The 23,758-nt window shown below is 37.6% G+C and carries 24 protein-coding genes and 2 tRNA genes; 4 read left to right on the forward strand and 22 right to left on the reverse strand.

The window, feature by feature from the left end; translation table 11 throughout:
- Positions 1-16: 16 nt before the first annotated feature.
- The 18 genes from RM539_RS14445 to RM539_RS14530 form a co-directional block, all read right to left on the reverse strand.
- On the reverse strand, positions 17-673 hold the full coding sequence (locus RM539_RS14445) for a P-loop NTPase family protein (RefSeq protein ID WP_311504127.1): 657 nt from the start codon (positions 671-673) through the stop codon (positions 17-19).
- Entirely contained in the window at positions 657-1,364 is a 708-nt protein-coding gene (locus tag RM539_RS14450) for a hypothetical protein (RefSeq protein ID WP_311504128.1), read from the reverse strand. Before RM539_RS14450 ends, RM539_RS14445 begins: the two co-directional genes overlap by 17 nt.
- A gap of 2 nt (positions 1,365-1,366) precedes the next feature.
- A complete protein-coding gene (locus tag RM539_RS14455; RefSeq protein ID WP_311504129.1) occupies positions 1,367-1,645 on the reverse strand; it encodes a helix-turn-helix domain-containing protein in 279 nt (92 codons plus the stop codon).
- A 261-nt stretch (positions 1,646-1,906) separates the two neighbouring features.
- Positions 1,907-2,725, reverse strand: coding sequence for an RteC domain-containing protein (locus tag RM539_RS14460; RefSeq protein ID WP_311504130.1), 819 nt, complete (start codon positions 2,723-2,725; stop codon positions 1,907-1,909).
- Between the two features lie 304 nt (positions 2,726-3,029).
- Positions 3,030-5,204, reverse strand: a complete 2,175-nt coding sequence (locus RM539_RS14465; protein ID WP_311504131.1) for a prolyl oligopeptidase family serine peptidase — start codon at positions 5,202-5,204, stop codon at positions 3,030-3,032.
- A gap of 60 nt (positions 5,205-5,264) precedes the next feature.
- Positions 5,265-5,387: a hypothetical protein gene (locus RM539_RS14470; protein WP_311504132.1), complete on the reverse strand. Its 123-nt coding sequence runs from the start codon at positions 5,385-5,387 to the stop codon at positions 5,265-5,267.
- A gap of 85 nt (positions 5,388-5,472) precedes the next feature.
- On the reverse strand, positions 5,473-6,306 hold the full coding sequence (locus RM539_RS14475) for a helix-turn-helix domain-containing protein (RefSeq protein WP_311504133.1): 834 nt from the start codon (positions 6,304-6,306) through the stop codon (positions 5,473-5,475).
- A gap of 120 nt (positions 6,307-6,426) precedes the next feature.
- Positions 6,427-7,128 carry a hypothetical protein gene (locus RM539_RS14480; RefSeq protein WP_311504134.1) on the reverse strand — a complete coding sequence of 234 codons (702 nt, stop codon included), beginning with the start codon at positions 7,126-7,128 and terminating at the stop codon, positions 6,427-6,429.
- A gap of 49 nt (positions 7,129-7,177) precedes the next feature.
- Positions 7,178-7,984 carry an HlyD family secretion protein gene (locus RM539_RS14485; protein WP_311504135.1) on the reverse strand — a complete coding sequence of 269 codons (807 nt, stop codon included), beginning with the start codon at positions 7,982-7,984 and terminating at the stop codon, positions 7,178-7,180.
- Between the two features lie 300 nt (positions 7,985-8,284).
- On the reverse strand, positions 8,285-10,471 hold the full coding sequence (locus RM539_RS14490; protein ID WP_311504136.1) for a peptidase domain-containing ABC transporter: 2,187 nt from the start codon (positions 10,469-10,471) through the stop codon (positions 8,285-8,287).
- Positions 10,472-10,932: 461 nt separating this feature from the next.
- Positions 10,933-11,871 (reverse strand): site-specific integrase, encoded by a 939-nt coding sequence (locus RM539_RS14495; RefSeq protein WP_311504137.1) that lies wholly within the window; start codon positions 11,869-11,871, stop codon positions 10,933-10,935.
- A complete protein-coding gene (locus RM539_RS14500) occupies positions 11,823-12,116 on the reverse strand; it encodes an Arm DNA-binding domain-containing protein (protein WP_311504138.1) in 294 nt (97 codons plus the stop codon). Before RM539_RS14500 ends, RM539_RS14495 begins: the two co-directional genes overlap by 49 nt.
- Positions 12,117-12,335: 219 nt before the next feature.
- Positions 12,336-12,409: transfer RNA gene (locus RM539_RS14505), tRNA-Arg, on the reverse strand.
- Between the two features lie 100 nt (positions 12,410-12,509).
- Positions 12,510-12,785, reverse strand: a complete 276-nt coding sequence (locus RM539_RS14510; protein ID WP_311504139.1) for an ATP-dependent Clp protease adaptor ClpS — start codon at positions 12,783-12,785, stop codon at positions 12,510-12,512.
- A gap of 56 nt (positions 12,786-12,841) precedes the next feature.
- A complete protein-coding gene (gene prmA, locus RM539_RS14515; RefSeq protein ID WP_311504140.1) occupies positions 12,842-13,675 on the reverse strand; it encodes a 50S ribosomal protein L11 methyltransferase in 834 nt (277 codons plus the stop codon).
- The gene (gene tpiA / locus RM539_RS14520) at positions 13,676-14,428 is read right to left on the reverse strand and encodes a triose-phosphate isomerase (protein ID WP_311504141.1); all 753 of its coding nucleotides are present in this window, start codon (positions 14,426-14,428) and stop codon (positions 13,676-13,678) included. It abuts the gene before it with no gap.
- A gap of 156 nt (positions 14,429-14,584) precedes the next feature.
- Positions 14,585-15,679 (reverse strand): BT_3928 family protein, encoded by a 1,095-nt coding sequence (locus tag RM539_RS14525; RefSeq protein ID WP_311504142.1) that lies wholly within the window; start codon positions 15,677-15,679, stop codon positions 14,585-14,587.
- A gap of 13 nt (positions 15,680-15,692) precedes the next feature.
- Positions 15,693-16,235 (reverse strand): DUF1599 domain-containing protein, encoded by a 543-nt coding sequence (locus tag RM539_RS14530; protein WP_311504143.1) that lies wholly within the window; start codon positions 16,233-16,235, stop codon positions 15,693-15,695.
- Between the two features lie 89 nt (positions 16,236-16,324).
- Between RM539_RS14530 and folP the strand changes: the two genes are divergently transcribed.
- Both folP and cdaA read left to right on the forward strand, forming a co-directional pair.
- Positions 16,325-17,149 carry a dihydropteroate synthase gene (folP, locus tag RM539_RS14535; RefSeq protein WP_311504144.1) on the forward strand — a complete coding sequence of 275 codons (825 nt, stop codon included), beginning with the start codon at positions 16,325-16,327 and terminating at the stop codon, positions 17,147-17,149.
- Positions 17,150-17,187: 38 nt separating this feature from the next.
- Complete coding sequence (gene cdaA / locus RM539_RS14540) at positions 17,188-17,961, forward strand: diadenylate cyclase CdaA (protein WP_311504145.1); 774 nt, start codon at positions 17,188-17,190, stop codon at positions 17,959-17,961.
- Here the strand turns inward: cdaA and RM539_RS14545 are convergent.
- A complete protein-coding gene (locus RM539_RS14545) occupies positions 17,958-19,724 on the reverse strand; it encodes an ABC transporter ATP-binding protein (protein WP_311504146.1) in 1,767 nt (588 codons plus the stop codon). The two genes, cdaA and RM539_RS14545, sit on opposite strands and share 4 nt — an antisense overlap.
- Complete coding sequence (gene truA, locus RM539_RS14550; RefSeq protein WP_311504147.1) at positions 19,724-20,467, reverse strand: tRNA pseudouridine(38-40) synthase TruA; 744 nt, start codon at positions 20,465-20,467, stop codon at positions 19,724-19,726. The genes RM539_RS14545 and truA overlap by 1 nt, the downstream gene beginning before the upstream one ends.
- Before the next feature lie 116 nt (positions 20,468-20,583).
- On the opposite strand from truA, the gene RM539_RS14555 reads away from it, so the two are divergent.
- Positions 20,584-21,072, forward strand: coding sequence for a metallophosphoesterase family protein (locus tag RM539_RS14555; protein WP_311504148.1), 489 nt, complete (start codon positions 20,584-20,586; stop codon positions 21,070-21,072).
- Positions 21,073-21,183: 111 nt separating this feature from the next.
- Here the strand turns inward: RM539_RS14555 and RM539_RS14560 are convergent, their stop codons facing one another.
- The gene (locus tag RM539_RS14560; RefSeq protein WP_311504149.1) at positions 21,184-21,594 is read right to left on the reverse strand and encodes a DUF4293 domain-containing protein; all 411 of its coding nucleotides are present in this window, start codon (positions 21,592-21,594) and stop codon (positions 21,184-21,186) included.
- Positions 21,595-21,786: 192 nt separating this feature from the next.
- Between RM539_RS14560 and rho the strand changes: the two genes are divergently transcribed.
- The gene (rho, locus tag RM539_RS14565; protein WP_311504150.1) at positions 21,787-23,502 is read left to right on the forward strand and encodes a transcription termination factor Rho; all 1,716 of its coding nucleotides are present in this window, start codon (positions 21,787-21,789) and stop codon (positions 23,500-23,502) included.
- 164 nt (positions 23,503-23,666) lie between these two features.
- On the opposite strand, the gene RM539_RS14570 is transcribed toward rho, so the two are convergent.
- Positions 23,667-23,739, reverse strand: a tRNA-Gly gene (locus tag RM539_RS14570).
- Positions 23,740-23,758 lie beyond the last annotated feature (19 nt).

Here is a 23,758-nt window from a genome sequence, read left to right on the forward strand (position 1 = left end):
TTTAAAACACCCACCCTTACCTCCTCTTATCCACCGATTTATCATCAAACGATACCAGGTTAAAAAGCTGGCGCATTCTGCTTCTTACCCTTTTGCCATATCTCTCTTCCAGTCCTCCCGCGTTTAAATTTGTGGACATATGGGTTCTAACTTTGTGATTTAGGAAAAGCTCGTAGCGGGAGAGAAGGATTTCACCAATTACATTACAATCTTTACCAAAGAACCTCCCTGTTGGTTCCACTCCAAGATCATCAAAACATAAATAGCTGCTGTTACCATAATCTTCAATGGTCTTATATCCTACGTGGTTAAAGCCAAAAACTATATTTCTGCAGGGAATTACCTGATATTGCTTTTGATGTGGCACCAGGTAGCGTAGCAGTTTGAGAAAACTGGTTTTCCCGCAACCAACGGGTCCTGAAAGCAGAATTCCTTTTGCGGGATCAAGTTTGAACTTCTCACATTTTTCTTTTTCAGCGATAATGTAATTACAAAGCTTATAAAGCAGTGGCTCATCTTCCTTGTAGAAATGAAACCTGTTCCCGAACATAATTTTTCCTTTTGCCTCCAGGTATTCCTGCATTAAGGGGAAATCATATAAGATTTCTCTCCCTTTGAGTTTCGCGATCCTGTAGGTCACTCCGCCTTCAGTTATTTCACAGGGGTTCTCCATAATTCTTATAATTTTGAATTTTCAAATGATCCGGATCTTTTAGTTTCTGCTGCTTCTGAATCTCTTCAGCTTTTTTCATCCACCTCTGGGAGAGCGTTTTCCAGTTTACCACATCCTGATTTCCGCCAATTTTCCAACCCACGGCTTCGTAGTGGTGATAAAACTTAGAAGCTTCTGTTTCCGGCCAGGATCTGGTTTTAAAAAATTCTACAACTTCAAATTCACTTTTTGGCCATAAAGGTTTTATGGGTTTATTATCTTTAATATTGTTTGTTTTATATACCAAAGCTCTTTCGCCACTCTTCACATACTCTTCTGCTACTTGTTCTAAGAAAGTTTCAAACTTATTGAGTTGCTGTCCACCTGAAGTTGACTGCTCATCCTCTACTTGTTCATCACATGTCCAAAAAATGGACATCTTAACCTGGCTTCCTTTTAAGGGATTTTTAGATGGCATGTATAGAATATAATTCCACTCGCTTAGTTCCCTGATGCACTTATGGTAAGTTGAAAGTGAACCTACTTTCGAGGCCTGCATGATCTCCTCCCTTTGAACAAAAAATTGTTTTCGAAACCTGAATACATTCCAGTACTGAAACAAGGCATAATAGATGCTGACATGCGAAGGATTTAGCCGCTGATCCTCATTAAATCGTTCAAAAACTCCATTTAGGTGCTTTATGTAATTCATACCTAATAAATATTATCAATCCTGTGCTCTGTCATGATCCGATGGATCTCTTCCACATCATAGTAAATAATGCCTCCTATTTTTACGTACGGCAGTGTTCCATTGATCCGAAGAGTTTGTAAAGTCCCCGTGCTTATATGCAGATGCGCCTTTACTTCTGAAGATCTCATATATCGCCTGAGGTTCCCGGAGGAGTGCTGGGATAGGAGTTCCTTGATCTCCTCTAATAGTTCCATTTTAAAATCCCGCAGATCATCCGTTGTGATCATTTTTTTTGGCATAATGAAAATGTTTAGGTTAAATCCCACCGCTGGCTACCCCATAGATACGGTGGGATTATGTTGATTTGACTTCTGGTTCAAAGTTGGCAGGTTTGGGAAGAATTATTTCACCAGTCCACCGTAACTACGAAGAAATTTAACATGCGTGTATATTGAAGCTAAACTGACCTAAATTGAAGGAAAATATTGGCTTAACAATAAAAAGATTCGGACATAAAAGAAGAGAGGCTACTTTTCGTAGTTACGTTCAAATACCGAAAATTATAATGCTTCATCCCGATTTAATCTTTGTTCAAATAGTTGGATTAACTCATCTATAAACTTTGTTCTACGGCCTTTTCGTCCCTTTATTTCCGAGAATTTCTTATAAATATTATCCAGTTTGATATTAAAAACCTTTTCAAAGACGGTTGCGATAGCTATAATATCAGCAGAACCATTATTTATAGCGCCGGAAAAATGCAGCGCATAAATAAGTTCGATTAAAGCGACTGTTGGAGAGGTCCAATTCAAATTGCTTTCTACTGGTTCTTGTGAAAAAAAGGAAAGTTTTACCAACTGACTCTGGAGGTAAGGCAGTAATTTTTGATATGCTCTAAAACGGGCTAATAGCAGATCATGTGAAGTACTGAATCCTGCATCCCAGTATAAAGGAGTATCTTGGGCTTCTAGCTTATTGAGAAATCCCCTGATATAGTAAAACTCATCCATAAAATTCTGTTCCAGCTCTACATACTTCTGGAACTCCCGGTTTTTCCTGAAAAACTTGTTGATTTTTTTTATTTTCTTATGCAGAAGTTTTCCTTTGTATTTATTTGAAGTGGATGGCCCCAGTTCTATTGAACGCACTTCGAGATAAAAAATAAGGGAGGTGAGAGGAATTTGCTTGTGCTCCTTGAAAAAGCTAATCTCTTCGGAAACGGAGTTAAAGCTCCGCCCCCTCAATTCCGATCTATAAACTTCTAGTATCTCTCGGCAGTATCTAATTATCCGGCTACAGGCAAGCAACCGCGATGAGGAAGTTTCCTCAAGGTTTCGAATCTCTTTTTCAAATTGTTCTTTATTAATAAGAAAGTCCATCTAATAACATTTATCACTCTCTAAATGTCAGGTAAAAGAAATGAACTTAAAAATCAGGAAGATTTCAGTTTATAAACCAAATAGTAACATTTATAAATAAAATGCATTACTGAAATTGCGTTCCTACTAGTTAGGAGTAGTAATATGAACGGTTGAATTTTTAGAACAAGTTTCTTAGAATTTTACGAAGGATTTATAAATGAAGAGTTGAATTAATATCTAAGGATTCAAATTGAGAACAATTAATGAAACCTAGGCAGGAGAAAATTGATAAAGGTTGAGACACTTAAACAGTAACTATTGTTTAGTCGGATTCATTTTTCATATTGCTCCTGGCAAAGCTGAAAATTTTGCTGTACAGTCTTACCGTTTCATCATAATTACCTAAGCCATCATGATCAAACTCGTAATCAATATCCATCAAAACTGGTTTATTTCCGGTAGAGATACTTTGTAATTTAGCTATATACTTTCCGCTATCCCATAATGGAATACGATCATCCTGAGAAGCGGGCATAATTAAGGTGGCAGGATAATACAAGGTTTCTTTTAAATTATAATAAGGATCCATTTTGACCAGACCTATAAATTCTGTGTTATCATCCACCGTCCCATACTCAAGATAGCTGGTGCTACTGACGGTAGCTGATGATTCTAGGTCAAGCGGGTTTAATCGTGGTACTTCAGCTATAAATGAAGAAAAAAGATCAGGACGTTCATTTACTGCCATTCCAGCCGTAATACCTCCTGCACTGGCAGTGTATAAAGAGACCAAGCCTTTTTGCGTATAACCTTTTTCTATTAAAGCTTCTGTACAGGCTATAAGATCTTTCCAGGAATTATATTTAAGGGTTTTCATTCCTTGTTTATGCCAATCCTTTCCTTTTTCTCCGCCTCCTCTTACGTGAGGGAATGCCAAAATTCCTCCCCGTGCTGCCCAATCCAGAAAGATAGGAGAAAAGAAAGGACTCATACTTTCCCCATAAGCCCCATAAACATATACAAAGACTTCATTTTCTGAATTCAGCTCAATACCTTTTTTGTAAACTAAGGACAAAGGTACTTCTACGCCATCATAGCTACTCACCATAGTTTGTTCAGAAACAAGATCATCAAATTCCGGGTAAAGCATTTCTTGCTGTAACCCCTCTTTCCGGAAATCCCCATCTTTCGTAATAATAAATCTGGTATAATCTGAAGTCCATCCGTCTAACTCTACACCAATCAATTTTTTATTTACTGATCCGCCGAAGAAGGTGACGTAGCCGGAAGAAAAGGGAGTATTTAACTGCTTTTTTTTCTTTTTATTATTAATTTCCCAAAGGGATACTTCCACCCCATATTTAGAGCAGGCGAAATAAATTTTATCTTTTGCTACTTCGAACTGGGTGATAGGATTATCTTTAGTGCCTTTGGCCAAAATCTCAGGATTATCAAAATCAGGATTATTGATTTTAAAGCTGGCTACATGATTTCCTTTTTCATTGCCCTGCCGGAAAATAAATTCCTCCCCTCTTACTTCCCCCTGATTATAAAACACTTTTTGCTCTTGAGTGAAGAACGGAATCCAGTTTGCTTTTCCTGATATCAAATCAGAAATTTTAGCAATATATGCGTCATAGTAATCACTGGAGCTAGCCGAATAGCCAACCACGTACTTATCCTGGCTGGAACCGATGTTTACTTTCGGATAAAAATCCGCAGGTATATTCACCGTATTGCTATTCCCGAAGATGTTTTTCTTTACCTCCTGGCTATCACCAAGTTTGTAAAGAACAGAAAATGAGTTCTTTTTATAACCAGGCTTGTTTTGATCAACTACCGGAAAGTACAGATAAATAAATCCAGAACTGTCCGGAAGCCACTCTATCCCTCCAAAGGCAGGATTTATATTAGTAATTAAATCGCTATATAATTTCTTATTTTTCACATCCAAAAAAATAACTGAAGAGCCGAAATTTTCATCATTCTTATAACCAATGGCCACTTTTTCTCCATTGAACGATGGCTTTAAATAGGTTATTTCTGAAATTTCATCTTTGTAGTTCTTAGGATCAAAGAGTTCAACTTCTTCTGCTGAAAGATATTCCCTGAAAAATAACTTATTAATACTGGAAGAATCCTCATACTTCAAATAAAAGTAATTACCTGCTTCATTGACTTCAATCATACTGATCGTTCCATTTTGAAGTTTCTGGTAGTCAGAAAATTTCTCCAGGTAATGCTCCATAAGATCATTATTAGCAAAATAAGCTTCTGCTAAGGAATCCTGGGCTTTCAACCAATCAACAACTTCCTTATCCTCCAAATTCTCTAAATTAGAATAATCATCCTTAAGCTCTACACTAAACTTTGTTTGTGTCTTTACCTGTTTTGAAAGCTGGGGATACTGAAATGGCACATGCTCTACCTGCCCAAAAGCTGAGATAGCAGAGACCAAGCTCCACCAAAGGAACATGAAATAATTTCTTTTTTTCATCCTAAGAAATTTGAAAAGCCCGGAGTGTACCGGGCATTTTTCGAATAAGAAAAGTGATAACTATTTACCTGGTTTAGGTCGTCTCACTTTGTCCCGATCAAGTACTGAGCCATCACCTCCACCCTTAATCCTATCAATATTTTTTACTGCTCTGTTCCTGTAATCTTCTAATGATTTTTTCATGATTGCTTATTTTTAATGTTAATAATTTCCCTCAGTACTAAATAACTACAAATGGAGATAAATTTCATCAGCCTTTGCCCTCCATTTATAAATGACCACCTGCTTTCCTTAATCTCAACTCCTTTATAAACTTAGATGGATAGACTCCCGTCTTATTATAGAAAGCTTTAGAAAAAGATTCCCCTCTCCTAAATCCAAAAGTTTCTGCCAGGCCCTGGTAATTAAACTTTAATAGCTTAGGATCTCTATTCAGTTGAATTATAGCATCTGAAATACGCAGTTCTTTTAAATAATTGGGGAATGTTTTATTTTTATAAGTATTGATAACCACAGAAAGATATGAAGTATTGGTCTCAAGTTCCTGGGCCAATGTGGCCATGTCCAGATCTTTATCTAAAAATCTTTCTGAATTCTCGAACTTTTCCAGTTTTGCCAAAATATCAATCCTGATATCTTCAGGCACAGAGCTGGGATGGACATTTACTGGACCTGAATTCACTTTTTCTTTGGCTATACCTCCCTCCAGCAACAGCCTCAATTTTTTCTTCATCCTAACGGATCGTAGGTAGAAGTAAAATCCGGTAATAATACCAGCAACAGCAAGTAATCCAACACTTGTAATTATCTTTTGCTTGTTTTGCAGTTGCACTTCGGCTTCCTTCTTCTGATGCTTTAAATAAGGTATATCATAGGAAACCATAGCTTCATTTATTACATTTTCCTGTTTTCTTGAATGCAGACTATCATACGCTATTAATTTCCCCATGTACTCGACCTGCTTCTTCTTATCATTTTCAGCCAAGGCATGAAGTATCAACTGATGATATACGTCTTTAACTTCCGAAAAAGGATCCTCCGTTTTGCTTACTATCGAATCTATGTCGCTATAATACCGGAGAGAAAGATCTTTATTATTCAATTTGTCTTCGATCTTACCGAGATAATAAAGCTTTATTGCTTTACTTGTTCCATCGAGAGCACCTACATACTTAAGTAACGTATCCTTAGCTTCACTATATTTACCGGCATAATAATTAATCTAGGCATCTAAAAGAATGAAGTCCTGTAGATTGGCTTTATCATTAAATTCCAAAGTCTTACTTATACCCTTATTTGTGTAATATCTGGCCGAATCTACTGCATGTAATCTTAGGTGTGTCAGGGAGAGATTGTAAAGCAGTGTTATATAATCTTCATAGTAAGTGTTTTCAAAATCCTTTTTAGTCTTCAAAATATTTAAAGACTTGTTGTAGAGTTCGGCAGCGGCGTAATGCTGCCCGTAAATATTCCGGATAGCGGCAATAGCGAGTGCAAATTCTCTCTGTTGCTCCACATTGTCCTTTTTTAATGAGAGGTTGTACGCTTCAAGATAATTATTAAGGGCTAACTGAAAATTTCCTGCCTGGTAATGCAGATGTCCTTTTAAGGCGTATCCCAATGCAGGATAATTGGGATGAGGACTTGTTTTGGTAATCAGGATAATAGAATCTGCATAAATCAGAGCAGGCATAGTTTCCTCTAGAATAGTTTTATAGTAAAACGCCCGTGCTTTTTCAATAACATTATGTTCAGCAGCCGCTTTTTTTACATGTACCTGCACCAGCCGTTCCAGGCTCTCATGATCTTCGTTTTCCAGGGCTTTGGATTCCAGATTATGAATTTGGTCATAAGACCATGAAGTTGCTATTATTTCATTATCCTGGGCATATCCATAAAAAAAGAACAAACCAACTAAGGCCATAAAAAACATTCTATATGTTAATCTGATTTGATACATGTTTAGAACTTATTTACGTGGCCCAAATGTGGCGGAACTGATAAAAAACCCGTTCAAGTAGCGTTACTTTCTCAAGTAATATGTCTGCAGTCCCTACCAATTCCTGAGATAAAACTAATTCCTTACTATAGGATGTAGTAAGGTTTTCTATATCCATATAAACAATATATGAAGGTAATACACCCCGGCTTGGCACCTCTGAGATAGAATTGACCCTGGCTTTAACCATACCCCAATCCGTGGACGGATAGTTATCTAATTTTAGATAAACCTGTTGTCCCTTACGAACCTGTCCCGCATTCTTTACTGGAATAGTACACTTGCCGAAAAATTTATTCCTGCTGAATGGCACAACAGTAAACACCACTTCACCTTCTTCAACATTCTGATGTTCATTCCAAACTTCATTATATGCCAGTTTTCCATCAATAGGACTTTTGATGGTATATTCATCTTCCCACTCCAGTATTGAAGTCAAAAGATTCCGTTGAGCAAAAACTAATGCGGCTTTATTCTGGCTGATTTTTCTTAAACCTGAATGCTGTAATATCTCAAGGTTACTTGTAGCCTTGCTTCTGTCTGCATTAAGTTGTAATATTTGTTGTTTAAGCAACACGTATTGCCGGCTCTTTTCAGCATGTTCCAACTCCACTTTTTCAAGATCAGCCTGGGAAACAACGCCCTTTGAATACAATTTCCTATAGCGGTCCATATTCCTAGTTGATACTGCCAGCGCATTTTCCATTAGATTGAGCTCTTCTCCTTTGGATATAAGTATTGAAGTCTGATTCCGGATATCGTCCTGTAATTGCCACTCCATGACTTTATTTTCATTAAAGGAAGCCTCTAAAATGCTTTCCTGGTATTCGTCTAAAAACTGATTGTAAAGCGGCTGAACTGAAGCTCCTAATTTTAAGCCTGTAGGAAATTCATTTGAGGATTCTTTGAAGTAACAGTTACTGTTCCCGATACTACCTGGTTAAAAGGAATTAATGCGGCCAATGTGATTACCAATAAAAAGAATAGAAATAGAACGCTAGTGCCCCATCTAAGAACACCACCGGGCTCTATCTCCAAAAAATTACCCCTGTAGTTATATGATCTCCAATTCTCCACCTTTTCAAATCGTTAACTGGTTTTTGATCAGCTTATGGTAAGCCCCTTTATTACTTAATAGTTCCTGATGACTTCCTCTTTCTACTATTTCACCTTTCTCCATCACCAGGATCTGATCAGCATTGATTACGGTAGATAATCTGTGGGCTATGATCACTACTGTTCTGTTTTTCCAAAATGAAGTAAGATCTTCTGTAATTAATCTTTCGTTTTCAGAATCTAATGAACTGGTAGCTTCATCAAGAAACAGATAGTCCGGATTTTTATAAATCGCCCTTGCCAGCAAAACCCTTTGCTTTTCCCCACCACTTAATAGTTGCCCATTTTCTCCAATTTTGGTCTGGAAACCAAGTGGTGAATTTTCCACTAAATCTGCCAGGTTTACTATTCCCACCGCTCTCCTCAGCATCTTATGATTTACCGGTGTATCAGGTTGTGATTCCGTAATATTTCGCTCCAGCGTATCATTGAAAAGGCATCCGTCCTGCATCACAGTTCCGCATTTACTCCGCCACAACGCTGTGCTTATATCTTCAAAATGTTCTTCCTCAACCTTTATAAAGCCTTTGGTTGGTTTATAGAATTTTAGAAGCAGTTTTAATGAGGTTGTTTTGCCCGACCCGCTTGCACCCACTATTGCAGTCACCTTTCCTTGAGGAATGGTAATATTTATATTTTTTAGTACAGGAGCTATTGAAGGCTCTCCATATTTAAATACAAGATCTTTAAGCTGAATATCACCGGTTGTAAAAGTTTCATCATACTTTCTAAAATTTTCTTCGGGAGTTTGATTGTGTACTTCTGATAGTCTGTTAAAAGAAAGCATGGCACTTTGGTAGTCCGAAAGAAAATCCACCATATTGGAAACAGGCAAGGTGAGGCTTCCTATGATAAACTGTATGGCCAACATTGTTCCCAAGGTGATTTCTCCCGTTATCACTTCTTTAGCAGACCAAAAAATAATTAGGATGCTGGTGAACTCTGTAATAAATCTTCTGCCTTTTATTTGTGTTTGCCCTACCCTTAAAATTCTGGATTTTAACCTGAAAAGGTCTTTCTGATTACTTTCCCATTCCCCCTTTCTTCTCTTCTCTGAATTGTTGAGTTTAATTTCTGAAACAGCAAGAATTATCTGCAAGAACAAGGACTGGTCCTTTCTGTTGAGATCGAAAAGTTGGTTGTCCAAAACCTCTTTCTTTTTCATAAATAGCAGAGACCAAGAGAAAAATAGAATGGTGCCGAGCACAAATATTGAGGTAATTGAAGAACTGAAATAGCTTAGAACAAGTCCGAAGACAAGAATACTTAAAATATCAAAAGGGATACTTAATCCACGGCCAGTAAGAAATTCGTCTATTCTTTGATGGTCATAGATCCTTTGCATAAAATCTCCTGTAGTTTTAGACTCGAAATATGCTATAGGCAGACCTAATAATTTTTCTAAAAAATCTGACAACATTTGAATATTAACCCTGGTGCTTATATACAGTAGTATCCAGTCTCTTATAACTTCAGAGGCCGAACGAGTGATAAACAGGAAAAGCTGAGCAATTAAAATTAGATTGATGAAACTGAAATCTTCATAATTTATTCCGTAATCCACAAGGCTTTGCGTAAGAAAAGGTAGCATTATTTGAATGGTAGCAGCAATAAACAAACCGAGAAGAACCTGGTTGATATACTTCTTATGAGGTCTGAGATAATCGAGTAGAAACCATAGGCCACCTTTGTTTCCTGGTTCCGGAGGTTCTCCATTAAAAAACTGCTGCGTGGGTTCTGTTAAGAGCAGAATGCCCTGCCTGCTTTCAGTCTCTGTCCATTTCTGCACAAATTCTTTATGTCTGTATTTTACTCTTCCATAGGCGGGATCTGACACGAAGATAAATTTGCGGTTAGTTCTATAAATCACCACAAAATGGTTCCCTTCCCAATGCGCTATGGCAGGAAGAGGTACTTCTGCTATTAATTCCTGAAGATTTGCTTTAATTCCAACAGATTCTATACCTAACAACTGTAAAGCATGCGCTAATGCTCCCAATGATGCGCCATCCCTTTGTAGAAAAGAGATTTGTCGCAGATATTCCAGATCATACTTCTTACCGAAAAATTCAGTGAGCATTTTAAGGCATGAAGGACCGCAATCCATTTGATCCAGCTGACGATAAACGGGAAAATCTACAGTCCTAAACATAACAAATGAAACTAAAGAGGATTAAATTTAATTTGGATTTGAATAGGATTTAGATCTAATTACAGCTGATTTATAAATCACGCTATATGAGTAAGCTTCTAAATAGAAGTTATGGGCTACTTTAAATTCCGTGGACTTTTTCACGGCACACATTTACAAGAGCAAACCACCACAAGCTTTTCACTTATATCAACCTTCAATCAATTGTTCAATAGGAAATTAAGAAAAAAAGAAATGTCTTTATAAAAAATTTAATGCCTTGGATCAAATATTTTGAAACCCAAAAAAGGTAGAAAATGGATCAGAATTTAAACATCCTGACCCATCCCTTATGTTCCTCCTACAGATCACTTTGAAGTTTCTTAACTACACTTCTTTAAGAAGAAGACTTTTTATTCAAGTTTTCAAAGCTATTTTTTTGCCTCAAAACTTCTCGCAAAGCATTCATTTCCTGACTTACTTTATTTTCCAGAACCCTGCGTAGATTTGAGTGGTCGCAATTTTTGTATGACCCAGGAGCTTAGACCCGTTTCAATAGGTACTCCGTTACTCAGAGTAACAGTAGTTGCAAAAGTATGACGTGCCATATGGAAGGTAAGGTTCTTTTTAATCCCACAAAGAATAGCAACTTCTTTTAGATATAAGTTTAATTTCTCGTTGGTAATCACAGGTAAAAGCGTACCTGTTATCATGGTCATAGGATGGTTGCCATATTTTCTTATTAGCTCCAGCGCCGGTTCAAGGAGAGGTACTTTAATAGGGGTTTTGGTTTTCTGCCGCTTGGTGAAAATCCAGTTGTTGCCGTCTATACCCGTGGAAATATTATTTAGGGTCAGCTTCATTACATCTACATAACTTATCCCGGTATAACAGCTAAAAACAAAAAGATCCCGGACCCGTTCCAATCTTTCTATTGGAAATTCATAGGTTTCCAGATTTGACAATTCATTTGCTGAAAGGAATTCCCGTTCTCTTTTCTCAAAAGTGTTTTTCCAACGGCGGAAAGGATCTTTATCTATCCATTCCATATTATAAGCCAGGGTTACCATTTTTCGCAACCGCTGGATATGTTTCATAGCGGTATTATGGCTCATAGCTTTTGGATGATCCTTAGGATAGTAAGAAATCAGGTAGTTTTCAAAATCGCAAAGAAATTTATAATCCAATTCCCTAAGATATATATCCGAAGTTTTTCTTTCCTTATTTAAAAAATTAAAGAGGTAGCCTTCAGTTATCTTGAAGTTTTTGATGGTTCCCGGAGCCAGTGTTTTCTCTATTTTCCTGGAATGGTAATCAATCAGATTTTGAAGAGTTTTAGAATTTTCATCCTCACCCAGATAAACAGCCTTAATTAACTTTCCTGTAACTTTTTTCCCTTCGAAGTTAATTCTTGGTAGCAATGAAAAAATCTGGCTTTTACAGAATCTAAGTAGTGATTTATTTGTTTGGCCTTAGTAGAAGAGCCTTTGGCCCGCCTCTTTTGAAAATCCCATAAATCAATTGAAATTTTTTGCTTTAGACTAACCAGAACCCTTTTTTGATTCACGGTTATTCTCGCATAAATCATCACATGATGATTTACCTCCCTTTTTGGATCTACCCAGAAAAGAACTGAAAATGTGTTTGAAGTTCGCATAATTGTCATCTTTTAAATTAATAAAATAGATGAAGTCAAATCAACTATACTTGTTCAAATTTGGATGCTCTTCAAAAAGTTAGCAATGCTAACTTTCTAATTTAGAGGTAACCTTATTGCTAACATTTTAAATTAAATCGAATCAAATTAAATGATTACCCAAAACCTAAAAAACCGCGCGAATCCTTAGATTTGCGCGGTTTTGATAAGATTTGTTAATCTTAAGAGTGACCTCGCCAGGATTCAAACCTGGAACCTTCTGAGCCGTAATCAGATGCGCTATTCAGTTGCGCCACGAGGCCTTTTATTACATACCTATATTACATACCTAGCCTGTTGGTAAGCGGCTGCAAATATAATGCTTATTTCATCTTTTGAAAAGATTCTGATAATTTTTTTGAACTAAATAATTTCTGCACTTAATCCTGCTTCCAGAATCTTGGAACAGCGAGGTTTTAAATCATCATAAGATCCGGTTTTTACAGTGCATTTTCCTTTATAATGCACCAGTAAGGAACACTGCTCTGCCTGCTCTGGTGTATGGTCACAAGTATAAATAAGCGTTTCGATCACATGATCAAAAGTATTGTAATCGTCATTGTAAAGTACAATTTCATTTTCCTTCTTTTCCTTGGCTTTTGTACTTACTTCTTCTAAAACTTCTTCTTGCGTACTCATCTTCAATCGTTTTTCAGTAATAATACGTTTCTAAGATACGAATCTTTCTAATAAGCTTAAAAACAAAACTTTACAGCAACCCAGTTATTTCTTTCAAGGTGACTTTTATACCTTAAACCTAATTCCGCAGCTGCATTCTTAATAATCATAAGGTCTTCAGTATAAAATCCGCTAAAGTAGATTTCCCCACCTTCATTTAAAGCATCTGCATAGCCGGGCATATCCTCCAGTAAGATATTACGGTTAATATTCGCAAGGATTGCATCATACTTTTTGCCCTGCAACAATTCAACTCCGCCCTCTTCCACATTAATATGCTCACAATTGTTGCGTTCAATATTTTCCAGGGTATTTATATAACACCAATTATCGATGTCTATGGCGTCAATTCTTGCAGCTCCCTTTAATGCCGTAAGAATTGCTAAAACACCTGTTCCGCATCCCATATCTAATACTGATTTTCCTTTCCAGTCATTCTCCAGGATGTGCTTAATCATCATATGGGTGGTGGCGTGATGACCAGTACCAAAGGACATTTTTGGCTCTATTACAATATCAAAATTTGCTTCAGGTTTTGGATGAAAAGGTGCACGCACGCTGCAAATATCATCTACAAGAATGGGATTAAAATTTTTCTCCCATTCCTCATTCCAGTTTATCTGTTCTATTTCAGATTGGGAAAAGGTAATCTCGAATTCTTCCGACTGAAGAATATGAACATTTGCTAATAAACCATCTTCATACTCTTCTACCGGAATGTAAGCCGTAACTCCGTCTTCATTTTCCACAAAACTTTCAAAGCCCAGGTACCCAAGCTCAGCAATAAGAATTTCTGAAGCAGGCTGTACCGGAGCAATCTTAAATATAAATTCAAGATAATTTGATGCCATTTAGAAAGAGTTTACAATCGCCATAAAATCGACAGCTTTTAAACTGGCTCCTCCAATAAGGCCACCATCAACATCTTCTTTGGCGAAAATTTCTTTGGCATTGGCTGGTTTAACGCTGCCTCCATATAAAATAGACACCTCATCAGCAATTTGCTGGTTGTATTTGTCAGCAATATTTTTCCTCACGAAAGCATGCATTTCCTGCGCCTGCTCTGGAGAAGCGGTTTCTCCTGTTCCAATTGCCCAAACCGGCTCATAAGCCAATATTATTTTGCTCCATGCATCTTCAGAAATCTGATAGAGGCTTTCTTGAAGTTGCTTTGCCACTACATCAAAATGCTTATCACTTTTACGGTCTTCCAACTCTTCCCCGAAACAGAAAATTACTTCCATTTCATTTTCCAGGGCCGCATTTACCTTTTCAGCAAGAATTTCGCTTGTTTCCTGAAAATGGGCTCGTCTTTCACTATGCCCAAGAATTACGGTATTTACCCCGATGCTTTTTAACATAGAAGCCGACACCTCACCAGTATAAGCACCACTCTTGGCCTGGTGCATGTTCTGAGCGGCCACTTTTACAGGAGTATCCTTTAGCGCTTTAAAGGTGCTGTACAAATTAGTAAATGCAGGGGCTACCATAACCTCAGCTTCAGGTTCCTTTACCATTTGCATTTTTAGGTGCGAAAGCAATTCTTCGGTTTCCGCCAGATCATTGTTCATTTTCCAGTTTCCGGCTACAATATTTTTTCTCATAATTATTTGGTTGATTCTGTTTTAAAACTTTTACAAACTGATTTACCCCGGATTTACCCGGAATATTACAAATATATTGATAACAAACTACATAAGATGAAAACCCCTGGTTTAAGCTATGGTTTTATCAAAATTTTAAAAGAAACCCTTGGTGAATTATAAATTCACATCGGCCGCATCAAACCAATGTTTTTTCTGGGTAATGGTTCCGTTATTAAGCACCAGAATCCCTGGATTAGCCCTAACTATAGTTTTGAGCGCAGTGGCATCTCCCAGATAAAACTCAAAATTTAATCCATATTTATCAATAATTTGCTGCTGAAGGTTTTCTCCGGAAGAGGTTACTCCCACAACTTTATATCCTTTTTCCAAAGCTTCATCACTTAGAGTTTTTACAGCATCGTATCCATCCCGCTCCGTACTCTTAAGATTATAAGCTACAATGAAAAGCACTTTATCAGCACTTAGTATTTCTGAAGTGATATTTTCACCATTATCTTCAATATAAAAATCATGAATCGGCGGCTCATAACCTTCCTGTACTATTTCAGTTTCAACTCCTATAAATTCTCCCTCCTGCTGCGGATATTCTCCGTTATTGGTAATAATTACTTCTTCTCCACCATTATTGAATTTCCACTTATACTCATAAACAGCTTCCGGCGCACCTTCAGGAACCTCCATTCCTTCCTGAATGTTTGCTCCTATTTTATAAGCTCTGAAATCAAATACCGGTAAATGCATTAATACATGATAACAAAAAAGAAAACATAACATAAAAGATAGAAATATTATCCAGCGATGGGAAGCCCTTGCAAATACAGGTGTAATCAATTTTCTTTTGAAAAACAATAGCAGGATTAAAATCAGAAGAACAACATCCTTGGTAAATGATTGCCAGGGAGTTAAAGGAATAGCGTCCCCAAAACAACCGCAGTCAGTAACCTTATTGTAGTACGCCGAATAAAAGGTAAGGAACGTAAAGAACACAATCATGAGCAGCAAACACCAGGTAGTGAATTTTGGCAAATATCCAATTAGCAACATTATTCCCAGCACCAGCTCAAACACTACCAGTAATATTGCTATTACCAATGCAAATGGAATCAGCACCTCAATATTTAATACGCTCGGGCTGAAATATTCCTGAAGCTTAAAGGAAAAACCAACGGGGTCGTTTAATTTTATAAATCCTGAAAAAATAAATAGAACTCCTACTACCACGCGGGCAATTCCAACAAGTAATTTCATATAATTATTTTTGCTACTCTTCTTGCTGCATCAATATCAACGCAAAAACAGAGTAATTAATCATGTCCTGGTAATTGGCATCTATACCTTCACTTACCAGCGTTTTTCCTTTATTGTTCTCAATTTGTTTTACCCGCAGTAACTTCTGAAGGATCAAATCGGTAAATGAACTTATCCGCATATCACGCCAGGCTTCACCGTAATCATGATTTTTGTTCATCATCAACTGTTTGGTTTCCGAAATTTTCTCATCGTAAATAGCTGTAGCTTCTTCTACATTTAAATCGGGTTGCTCTGCAAAACCTTTCTCCAGCTGAATAAGGGCCATCACCGAATAATTAATAATCCCGATAAATTCAGATTTCTCATCTTCATCTACTTTCCGCACTTCGTTTTCCTGAAGCTTCCTGATGCGCTGCGCTTTTATAAAAATCTGGTCGGTAAGCGAAGGAAGCCTTAAAATGCGCCAGGCACTTCCATAATCTTTCATCTTATTGGTAAATAAATCCCGGCAGATTTCAACCGCCGCGTCATATTGTTTTGAAGTATCCTGCATAAAAAGAGTACTAATTTCCGTAAATTTCGGGCAAATATTCCAATTAGTCAAAGCTTCTTCTGACTTAAAAGCGAGCTAAAAATAAAAAAATGACCATAAACTGCGCGGGAAATCTAATAGATCTTTCAAAACCTAAGATTATGGGCATCCTCAATATTACCCCCGATTCTTTTTTCTCCGGAAGTAGAACAGAAAATAAGGATGCTGTTTTAAGAAAAGCAGAAAAGATGTTGAAGGAAGAAGCCGATTTTCTTGATATTGGGGGGTATAGCAGCCGGCCAGGCGCCGGAGATATTTCAGTTGAAGCCGAAATTAAAAGAGTGATCCCGGTGGTGGAACTGCTGCTGAAAAATTTTCCTGAAGCCTTACTTTCCATTGATACCTTCCGCAGTAAAGTAGCTGAAGGAAGTATTGCCGCAGGTGCACATATTATTAACGATATTTCGGGCGGAAACCTGGATAAAAATATGATGCCGGTAATTGCCAAATATCAGGTACCATATATCATGATGCATATGAAGGGTACACCAAAAACCATGAAAGAACTGAATCAGTATCAAAATATGCTGCAGGAGATCATTTATTATTTTTCTGAAAAAATAAAACAGGCACGCCTGGCAGGCATTAATGATCTTATTATTGATCCCGGATTTGGATTCGCTAAAAACATAGCCCAGAATTTCGAACTTCTTAGTCAGCTGGAGCTTTTTCAAATGCTGGAATTGCCAATTCTTGCCGGAATATCCCGAAAATCCATAATCTATAAAACCTTTAAAACTTCGGCAGAAAATGCACTAAACGGAACTACTGTTTTAAACACCCTTTGCCTGCAAAAAGGTGCTAATATTTTACGTGTTCACGATGTAAAAGAAGCCGTTGAATGTGTGAAATTAGTAGCTCAGATTAAAAAGTAGCTTTATATTTCCTATTTTTACAAAAACCCAAAACAAAATTGGACATTCTTGATCTTCGTATTCTCGATATAGTGGATATCGTTTTTGTAGCGCTTCTACTTTATTATTTATACAAGTTGGTTAGAGGCACCGTTGCTGTAAATATTTTTCTTGGAATTGTAATTATTTACGTGGCATGGTGGCTTACCCAACTGCTGCAAATGGAGCTTTTAAGCAATGTTCTGGGAGAATTTATTGGAGTGGGAATGTTTGCTCTAATTGTGGTTTTTCAGCAGGAGATCAGGAAATTTTTGCTAATGATAGGTTCCACTAACCTCACCCATAATAACAGGCTGTTTCGTCACTGGCGCTTTTCCAGAGAAGAAGATGAAACCAAAACAGATGTGGAAGCTATTGTTAAGGCCTGTGAAGCCATGGGAAAAACCCTTACCGGGGCATTAATGGTTATTCAGAAAAGCACAAAGCTGGATTTTGTAAAAAATTCCGGAGACAAAATGAACATAGAACTGAATCAGCCAATTATTCAATCTATTTTCTATAAAAACAGTACACTCCATGATGGGGCTATTATAATTGAAGACAATAAAGTAACCGCTACCAGAGTGATACTTCCTGTTTCTAATGACAGGTCAATCCCGCTTCGCTTCGGGCTGCGCCATCGCGCCGCGGTGGGCATTACTGAAAAAACCGATGCACTTGCACTGGTAGTTAGCGAGGAAACAGGGCAGATTTCTTATATAAAGGATGGGGAGTTTGTTATGTTTGAAACCAATGAAGAGCTTATAGAGCGATTAAAAGAGGATTTGAGTTAAACCGCTTCTTCCGCCTTAAACTGCACTTCATAAAGGTTTTTATAATATCCGTTTGCTTTTTGAAGCAGCTCCTGGTGGGTGCCTATTTCCACAATTTCTCCCGCTTCCATTACCATAATTTTATCAGCTTTTTTTATAGTGGCAAGCCTGTGCGCAATGACAATAGATGTTCTGCCTTCCGTAATTTTGTCGGTAGCCTCCTGAATTAATTGCTCACTATAAGAATCTACCGAAGAAGTAGCTTCATCCAGTACTAAAATACTGGGGTTACTTACATAAGCCCGTAAGAAAGAAATAAGCTGCCGCTGTCCCGAAGAAAGCATTGCTCCTCTTTCCTTTACATTATAATGATAAGCATTGGGAAGAGTATTGATAAATTCATGGACTCCTATTTGTTTAGCGGCATTCACCACATCTTCTTCGGAAATTCCGGGATTTTCCAACGTGATATTATTCATGATAGTATCGGCAAACAGGAATACATTCTGAAGCACTACCGCAATTTGCGCACGAAGCGACTTTAACTTAATGTTGTTTATATTCATCCCGTCCACGCAAATCTCACCGCCGTTTATTTCATAAAAACGATTCAGCAGGTTGATAATGGTAGATTTTCCGGCACCTGTTGCCCCAACAATTGCTATAGTTTCCCCGGCATTTGCTTTAAAAGAAACACCCTTCAGCACTTCTTCATCATCTACATAAGCAAAACGTACGTTTTTAAATTCTATCTCGCCTTTAAGATCGTCTATTTCAATCTGGCCTTTATCTGTTATGGAGGATCTGGTATCCAGAATTCCAAAAACACGATTTGCCGCCACCATTCCCATCTGCAGGGTGTTAAATTTATCGGCAATCTGCCGTAACGGCTTAAAGAGCATTTGGGACAATTCAATAAACATAATGATAACACCCAGAGTAAGTCCGTCACCTTCTATAACCCTAAGTCCGCCAAACCAGACAATAAGACCAATGGTAATGGAGGTGGACATTTCAGCAATAGGAAAGAAAATGGAGTTGTACCACACAGTTTTCACCCAGGCTTTTCTATGCTTATCATTAATTTCTTTAAAATTTCTATACTCCTCTTTTTCGCGGGTAAAAAGCTGAACGATCTTCATACCGGTAATACGCTCCTGCACAAAGGTGTTGAGATTGGCCACTTGTGTACGAACTTCTTCAAAAGCGATTTTCATTTTCTTCTGAAAAACCCTTGTGGCATACATAATAAATGGCAGCACAGTAAGTACCAGTAATGTAAGGGACCAGCTTTGGTAAAACATGAGCCCGAGTACCACCAGCATTTTAAGTAAATCACTTATGATCATAAAAAGTCCCTGGCTGAAAATGCTCGAGATGGTTTCAATATCGCTTACCGCACGTGTTACTAACCGGCCCACGGCTGATTTATCAAAATACTTCATTTTAAACTGAAGCATATGCTGGAATAAATTCACCCTTAAATCACGTACTACCTCCTGCCCCAGCCAGTTGGCAAAATAAATAAAACTAAACTGGAAAATCACTTCAGCAATAAGCACACCTCCCATCAGCAAAATATAGTAAATGAGCTCATCGTAATCCTGAGGCACAATAGCCTCGTCTATAGTAATTTTTAGCAAATAAGGCCGTAACACGGAAGCCACGGAAAGCAGGATAGCAGCAATCGCTACAAAATAAAATGTCTTTTTGTAGGGATTGGTATATTTAAGCAGCCGCTTAAACAATTTAAAATCGAATGCACTTCCTGTATTTGACGCCATTAATCTACTTCTATATTTAAATATTCAATCCGGGTGAGAAACAGGCCCCGTGCAGGCACTGAAGTTCCTGCCCTACCCCTGTCTTCACTTTTTATTATCTTATGCAGATCTTCTACGGAATTTTTTTTCTGCCCAATTTCCAGCAATGTCCCCACAATTGCACGCACCATATTTCTAAGGAATCTGTCGGCTGTAATATGAAAAACCAACAGTTCACCGGTGCTTTTCCATTCGGCAGATTTAATTGTACAATTATAAGTCTTTACATCGGTTCTGGATTTTGAAAAGCATTTAAAGTTTCTATAATTCTTTAGAATTCCTGCCGCTTCATTCATTTTATCAACATCCAGGTCTTGTTTTAAATAATAAGCCTGATCTATAAGAAAAGGGTCCTTCCTCTGGGCAAGCTGATATTCATAACTTCTGCTTATCGCATCAAACCTCGCATGCGCATCTGTTTTTACTCTGAAGATACGCGTTACAGCAATGTCTTTAGGTAACATTGAGTTCATTTTATAAAGTAACTCTTCCCTGTTTAAACACACTTCAGTATCAAAATGAGCAAATAACTGCTTTGCATGTACGCCGGCATCAGTTCTTCCTGCTCCAACAATTTCAATATTTTCCTGAAGCAAACGTTTTAAAACCTGCTCGATTTTTTCCTGTACCGAAACAGCATTAGGCTGCTTTTGCCAACCATGATATGCCGTTCCCAAATAAGACAGTTCAAAGAAATACCTCAACTTGAAAAGATAAATTTTTACATTTGCGAAAATGCAAAGATAAGGCAATTATTACAAGCCATAATTCTCTAGAGCCTTAGGTTTTCAACCAAATTATACTTTAAAAATTCAACGTTTTGAAAAAAATACTTTTACTTAGTGATACGCATAATCATATAGATGACAGAATTTTACATTATGCCGGGGAGGCAGATGAAATATGGCATGCCGGGGATATTGGAAATTTAAATATTACAGATAAACTAAAAGCAGTTAATCCTGTAATTGCAGTCTACGGAAATATAGATAATGCAGAAGTTAGGAAGGAATTTCCCCTGAACCAGCGTTTTATGTGTGAAGGTGTGGATGTTTGGATTACCCATATTGGGGGTTATCCCAAAAAATACTCGCCTGCCGTTAAGGAAGAAATCAGGAAAAATCCACCGAAGTTATTTATTTCAGGGCATTCACATATTCTGAAAGTAATGAATGATAAAGACCTGGAACTACTGCATATGAATCCGGGAGCCGCTGGCAAACAGGGATTTCATAAGGAGAGAACCATGTTAAGATTTAATATAGAAGGCGCTTCCATCTCAGACCTTGAAGTTATTAAACTGAAATAGAACAAACTTCTTCAGGAATAATCAAAAAATCTGCTCAAAAAATTTCAAACAAAAAAACCCGAAGGTGGCACCTCCGGGTTTTCACGCACTAATACTACTAAGATGATAGGCTTATCGTAATCGGTCGACAGATTTTACGAGATCTTCGTCCTTTTTAATGGCTCTGTTGGCCAAAACTAAAAAAACGATAGAAATAACTGGAAGAAGCATCCCAATACCTTTCTCTGAGATATCCATCTCTCCAGGTACACTTAGCAACCAATAAACAAACACTCCTAGTAAAAAAAAATTTAATATTATATTCAGCCGGCCCAGTACAAACTGAAGCTTTCTGTTTTTAAACATAAAAATACTCACCAGGGATAATGCAGCAGATAGCAGGAACATGATAAGGACCATTAAAACATCTTCAGCATAAACCGTTTCACCACTGGAATTTTCCCAAAGGTATAAAAGAAAAATTAAACCGGCACTGGTAATAGCTGCCAGTAATAAATAGATTGTTTGGATGCGTTGTAGCATGAGAATTATTAAAATTGACTCACAAAAATAAAAGATTCTTTTTAGAAACCTGTTTAAAAATTAAAATAAAGTCGTATTATTGCAGGAACATTTCGTAATCGGTTCAAAACAGGTTACTTAAGACTCCAAATTTTTTCGACTCTTCCCTGAGAAGTATTATCAATCCAAACAAAAACTTATTCACAATTATTCATGTTGGAAATTTCAGAATTAAAAGCTAAGAAACTTCCTGAGCTTCAGGAGATAGCTAAAACTTTAAACGTACCAAAGTTTAGAAGTCTTAAAAAATTAGATTTGGTTTACCAGATTTTGGATTATCAGGCTTCCAATCCAAACAAAGTAAAAGAAGCACTTACTGATGAACCCCAGGAGACTACAAACTCTTCGGCTACACCATCAGCAGCAGAAAAGAAGCCTAAAAAAGGTAAGGGAGGAAAAATAGGCAGTGATAAAAAACCGGCTCCGGCACGGGATAAGCAGGATAAACCTTCAAAACCTGAAGAAAACAAAGATTCCGGCAACAATAATTCTAAACCTTCTAAAAAAGGAGGCTCTGATAAAGTTGGTTCCAAAAGCCGCCCTAAAAGCAGCTCTCCCCGTGACAGCAAAGATGATAATTCATCAAAAAACAGCAATAATCCAAGGGAAAACCGCGACAACAAAAAGGACAACAGAAGTAAGAAAGATAATAGCAATAATAACGGAAACAGCAACCGCGACAATAACAATAATTCCGGTAAAAACAGCGGGAACCGCGATAACAGAAATCGTTACCGCGAACCCGACTATGAATTTGATGCTATTATAGAAAGTGAAGGAGTGCTGGATATTATGCAGGATAACTATGGTTTCCTAAGGTCTTCAGACTATAATTACCTTACTTCTCCTGATGATATTTATGTATCCCAATCGCAGATAAGATTATTTGGACTTAAAACAGGAGATACTGTTTTAGGACAAATTCGTCCCCCAAAAGAAGGAGAAAAATATTTCCCGCTTATTAAAATCAGCAAGATAAACGGGTTGGATCCACAGGTGGTACGGGACCGTGTATCATTTGAGCATCTTACCCCGCTTTTCCCCAAAGAAAAATTTAATATTGCTGAAAAGCAAAGCAGCATTTCCACCAGGATTATGGACCTGTTCTCTCCTATTGGAAAAGGACAACGAGGAATGATTGTTTCCCAGCCAAAAACGGGAAAAACTATGTTGCTAAAGGATATTGCCAATGCAATTGCAGCCAATCACCCTGAAGTTTACCAGATTGTTCTTCTAATTGACGAACGCCCTGAAGAAGTTACCGATATGCAGCGTAATGTAAAAGGCGAAGTTGTAGCTTCTACTTTTGACAAAGAAGCACACGAACACGTAAGGGTAGCAAATATTGTTCTGGAAAAAGCAAAAAGACTGGTAGAATGTGGGCATGATGTGGTTATCCTGCTGGATTCCATCACCAGGCTGGCGAGGGCTTATAACACTGTACAACCTGCAAGTGGTAAGGTTTTAAGTGGTGGTGTGGATGCCAATGCTTTACACAAACCAAAACGTTTCTTTGGTGCCGCCCGTAATATTGAAAACGGAGGCTCACTTTCTATCATTGCAACTGCTTTAACCGAAACCGGCTCAAAAATGGATGAGGTAATCTTTGAAGAATTTAAAGGAACTGGTAACATGGAGCTTCAGTTGGACAGAAGAATTTCCAACAGAAGAATTTTCCCTGCTATGGACCTCATTTCGTCAAGCACGCGTCGTGATGACCTTTTACTGGACGAAGCAACCATCCAGCGTATGTGGGTATTGCGTAAATATCTTGCCGATATGAATCCTATAGAAGCTATGGAATTTATAAATGACAGGGTAAAACAAACCCAGAATAATGAAGAGTTCTTAATCTCAATGAACGGCTAAGAATTATCTTAGAAATGATATTAAAAACCGGACAGCAATGGCCGGTTTTTTTATGCTTAAAAAGCAAGACCCCACAGGCTTTAAAAACCTGTGGGGTCCTTTATCAAAAAATGTATCTAAAAAACGAAAAACCTCCACATTCCTGTGAAGGTTTTGATTTCCTGAGCGGGAGACCGGGTTCGAACCGGCGACATTCAGCTTGGAAGGCTGACGCTCTACCAACTGAGCTACTCCCGCCTTTGCACTGCAAATATAA

Source organism: Autumnicola musiva, assembly GCF_031846585.1.
Classification (GTDB): Bacteria; Bacteroidota; Bacteroidia; order Flavobacteriales; family Flavobacteriaceae; genus Autumnicola; species Autumnicola musiva.

Excerpts from the sequence above, each read along its gene's own strand:
- RM539_RS14445 (WP_311504127.1), bottom strand. The coding sequence starts at position 673 with ATGGAGAACCCCTGTGAAATAACTGAAGGCGGAGTGACCTACAGGATC.
- RM539_RS14450 (WP_311504128.1), bottom strand. The coding sequence starts at position 1,364 with ATGAATTACATAAAGCACCTAAATGGAGTTTTTGAACGATTTAATGAG.
- RM539_RS14455 (WP_311504129.1), bottom strand. The coding sequence starts at position 1,645 with ATGCCAAAAAAAATGATCACAACGGATGATCTGCGGGATTTTAAAATG.
- RM539_RS14460 (WP_311504130.1), bottom strand. The coding sequence starts at position 2,725 with ATGGACTTTCTTATTAATAAAGAACAATTTGAAAAAGAGATTCGAAAC.
- RM539_RS14465 (WP_311504131.1), bottom strand. The coding sequence starts at position 5,204 with ATGAAAAAAAGAAATTATTTCATGTTCCTTTGGTGGAGCTTGGTCTCT.
- RM539_RS14470 (WP_311504132.1), bottom strand. The coding sequence starts at position 5,387 with ATGAAAAAATCATTAGAAGATTACAGGAACAGAGCAGTAAAAAATATT.
- RM539_RS14480 (WP_311504134.1), bottom strand. The coding sequence starts at position 7,128 with ATGGCCTTAGTTGGTTTGTTCTTTTTTTATGGATATGCCCAGGATAAT.
- RM539_RS14485 (WP_311504135.1), bottom strand. The coding sequence starts at position 7,984 with ATGGAGTGGCAATTACAGGACGATATCCGGAATCAGACTTCAATACTT.
- RM539_RS14490 (WP_311504136.1), bottom strand. The coding sequence starts at position 10,471 with ATGTTTAGGACTGTAGATTTTCCCGTTTATCGTCAGCTGGATCAAATG.
- RM539_RS14500 (WP_311504138.1), bottom strand. The coding sequence starts at position 12,116 with ATGACAATTATGCGAACTTCAAACACATTTTCAGTTCTTTTCTGGGTA.
- RM539_RS14510 (WP_311504139.1), bottom strand. The coding sequence starts at position 12,785 with ATGAGTACGCAAGAAGAAGTTTTAGAAGAAGTAAGTACAAAAGCCAAG.
- prmA (WP_311504140.1), bottom strand. The coding sequence starts at position 13,675 with ATGGCATCAAATTATCTTGAATTTATATTTAAGATTGCTCCGGTACAG.
- tpiA (WP_311504141.1), bottom strand. The coding sequence starts at position 14,428 with ATGAGAAAAAATATTGTAGCCGGAAACTGGAAAATGAACAATGATCTG.
- RM539_RS14525 (WP_311504142.1), bottom strand. The coding sequence starts at position 15,679 with ATGAAATTACTTGTTGGAATTGCCCGCGTGGTAGTAGGAGTTCTATTT.
- RM539_RS14530 (WP_311504143.1), bottom strand. The coding sequence starts at position 16,235 with ATGCAGGATACTTCAAAACAATATGACGCGGCGGTTGAAATCTGCCGG.
- folP (WP_311504144.1), top strand. The coding sequence starts at position 16,325 with ATGACCATAAACTGCGCGGGAAATCTAATAGATCTTTCAAAACCTAAG.
- RM539_RS14545 (WP_311504146.1), bottom strand. The coding sequence starts at position 19,724 with ATGGCGTCAAATACAGGAAGTGCATTCGATTTTAAATTGTTTAAGCGG.
- RM539_RS14560 (WP_311504149.1), bottom strand. The coding sequence starts at position 21,594 with ATGCTACAACGCATCCAAACAATCTATTTATTACTGGCAGCTATTACC.
- rho (WP_311504150.1), top strand. The coding sequence starts at position 21,787 with ATGTTGGAAATTTCAGAATTAAAAGCTAAGAAACTTCCTGAGCTTCAG.